The following is a 1,230-nucleotide window of genomic DNA, read 5'->3' as shown; positions in this document are numbered from 1 at the left end:
GGCCGGGCAGCAAACACCACCTGATCACCGACGCCACCGGCATCCCTCTGGCCGCCACACTGACCGGCGGCAATCGCAACGACGTCACCCAGCTGATCTCACTGCTGGAGGCGATCCCGCCGGTACGGGGCAAGCGCGGCCGACCCTGTCGCCGCCCCACCGTGGTCCTGGGCGACCGCGGCTACGACCACGACAAGTACCGCCGTCTTGTCTGGGATCTGGGCGTGAAGCCGCTGATCGCCCGCCGGGGCACCGGGCACGGCTCCGGCCTGGGCACCCAACGCTGGGGCGTCGAGGGCGCGTTCGCACATCTGCACTGGTTTCGCCGCCTGCGAATCCGCTGGGAGATACGAGACGACATCCACGAAGCTTTCCTCATCCTGGGATGCGCACTGCTCTGCTGGCGACGCCTGAGCTCAGCTGTCGACCGCTAGTTTTTCTGCAGGGTGCGGGTGACACCCGCGATGACGGCGGTCGTCAGCACCCAGCCGAAGGCGATCAGCAGGTAGGCCAGCCATTGCAGGCTGCCGTTCGACCAGTACCAGGCCGTGCGCTGACCCAGACCGCCAATGGGGATCAAGAGGTCCAGTGTGTAGACAAGAGGCTGGAACGGGGCGCCTTCACCTGGTTTGACCGGGTTGGGGGAGTGAGTGCCGAAGGACAGTGTGCCCAGCAAGGTCAGCGCGAGGAGCCAAACGCCCGCCAGCCAGGGGCGGTAGCCGTAACCGACGGTCACGTCGAGCAGGCGCCCCCACACACCCGCGGCCGGAGGCAGAGTTTGACGCCGATGGCGCTGTTTCGCCAGGAGCACCCGGCGGGCGTCGTGGTCGTGACCGGCCTTCCGGTACCAGCTCGCCAACTGCTCATAGGGCTGAGGATTGTAGCCCGGACTGCGTCGTATCCACGCCACGCGGCGAGCCACGGAGTCCCACCGCCCCACTGCCTCCCGCCGCTCGCCTGCCTCGTCCACCTTGATGGAGCCGTAGACGAAGCCGTCCAACTCCACCACGGCCGGCCAGCTGTGGTCGCTGTCGTGGAGGTAGGACACCTGCGCGCCCCGCAGGTCCACGGTGCCGGACGGTGGCCGGGCGAGGACGAGGTCGAAGTCGACTGCCTGCATCAGTAGGGCGACCAATGACGGGCCGTGGCCGTCGGACGGCCCGTTCAGGACCGCTCCTTCAAAGGTCAGATGGTCCGAGATCCGGGCACCCCGCAGCCGTACGGTCCCGT

General features: G+C 68.1%; 1 protein-coding gene and 1 pseudogene. One reads left to right on the top strand and one right to left on the bottom strand.

The window, feature by feature from the left end:
- A partial coding sequence (locus AOK03_RS40100) for a transposase (protein ID WP_157869239.1) occupies positions 1-434 on the top strand: 434 nt, incomplete at its 5' end.
- Here AOK03_RS40100 and AOK03_RS40095 read toward each other — a convergent pair.
- A pseudogene (locus tag AOK03_RS40095) lies at positions 431-1,230 on the bottom strand (oxidoreductase); the annotation flags it as partial. The gene AOK03_RS40100 and the pseudogene AOK03_RS40095 overlap by 4 nt on opposite strands.

Origin of the sequence: Streptomyces atriruber (genome assembly GCF_001418325.1) — a bacterium.
GTDB classification, from domain to species: domain Bacteria; phylum Actinomycetota; class Actinomycetes; order Streptomycetales; family Streptomycetaceae; genus Streptomyces; species Streptomyces atriruber.
Note: the sequence above shows the minus strand (reverse complement) of the source record. Positions and strands in the feature narration are given on the sequence as shown.